We start from the raw sequence: 1,439 nt of genomic DNA on the forward strand, positions 1-1,439 counted from the left end.
TTAGTATGGAGAAGTGGATGGAGGAGGAGCCGATAGCTGGGGGGAGGGAGAATTAGGCATGCGGGAATAAAGGTGAATTATACATCACCCATATTGTTCCATATGCGCACGTCTCCACTTTACCCTAGCGATTCTCGCTCCCATGTCTCAACGGGTCATAGCCCTTTCATTCCTTCGTCACATCTAACTAAGGGGTGGAGGTCGGTCTTTCTAACGGAACGGGTCCGAGCCCTTTTGCATAACGTCTCCCGATACTCCGTGCTTCTTGTCATCCTGCGAATGCTTGAGCTGGTGAGGCCTGACTGATCTTAGGCTGCTTGTGGGAAAACTCTAGTTGAATCGTAAGCCTCGCTGCTTTTTGCCAGGCTGACCAGTAGCCGCGCTACTTTACTACATAATTTCATGATGGATTTCATTTTCTTCAGGTTCTTTATTTCCACATTGTAACGGTGCAAAGCCCGAATTTCCGGGTTCGTCATGACCATACACATCGTCATGAGATAGAGAAAATGACGCAGACGTGGCCGACCTCGTTTGCTAAGCACCATCTTTCCTCGCCACTTCCCGGAACTGGCCTCAGCTAGATTCAACCCCGCGTGCCGCAGTAGAGCATTTCCATGCGAATAGCCACTTAGATCACCAGCCTCACCGAGTACGCCAGCTAGACTCGTAGCACTGACACCTCGTATTTCAAGCAGCTTCTGTGCATAAGGAATGCGTTCAAGAATGAGATGGAGCTCGTGTCCAATCTGTTCAAGTTGGCACTGGGCTAGGTCATATTCTTCAAGCAATTGCCCAAGATGAAGCTTGTAAGCCTTGAGTGCTTGGGTAGTACCAACACTGGATTTTGCTAGTGAAATGAGGAGCTCAGCGCGTTTAACTCCAGCATGACGCTTTACATATTGCTTCCAACCGTCAAGGACCTGATCCGTGCTTAACTGACTGATTTCTCTTGGCAAAGGGAAGAGTCTGAGTGTTGCAATTGCGCTGGTGCAGGTAAGGATTTTAAAGACCTGACGTAGCTCAGGAAAAACAATGTCTACCCAGCGATGAATCTGATTGACCGCACTGTTGAGGCGCTTGGTAACCGTCTCTCGATTTGCCATGAGAATGCGTAGTTCCTCAAATGCTTCCGGATGAAAACGAACAGGGGAGTAGTACCCGTTTTTGATCATATCTGCAATGACAAGGGCGTCCTTACGATCGCTTTTAGACGGTGTATTGTCCCGGTTTTCTTTGTTCTTTTTGACGAGATGAGGATTAACCAGAACAGCTTCAATGCCTTGTGTAGCAAGCCAACGTGCTAGGCTGAACCAGTAGTGGCCGGTTGGTTCCATCCCAACGATGACGCTGCTCAGCTTGTAGGATTTGAGCAGATCTTGAATCCAACGTTCGAATAGCATGAATCCTTCACGATCGTTACCAAACTCAAGTGGAGT

Annotated in this window: 1 protein-coding gene; it reads right to left on the reverse strand. The window is 48.4% G+C overall.

Translation table 11 applies throughout. The features are described 5' to 3' along the window. Window positions 1-308: 308 nt before the first annotated feature. On the reverse strand, window positions 309-1,439 hold a 1,131-nt coding region (locus tag ACFPYJ_RS33090; RefSeq protein WP_379192866.1), incomplete at its 5' end, for an IS110 family RNA-guided transposase.

It is taken from the genome of Paenibacillus solisilvae, from assembly GCF_042656405.1.
GTDB classification, from domain to species: Bacteria; Bacillota; Bacilli; order Paenibacillales; family Paenibacillaceae; genus Paenibacillus_Z; species Paenibacillus_Z solisilvae.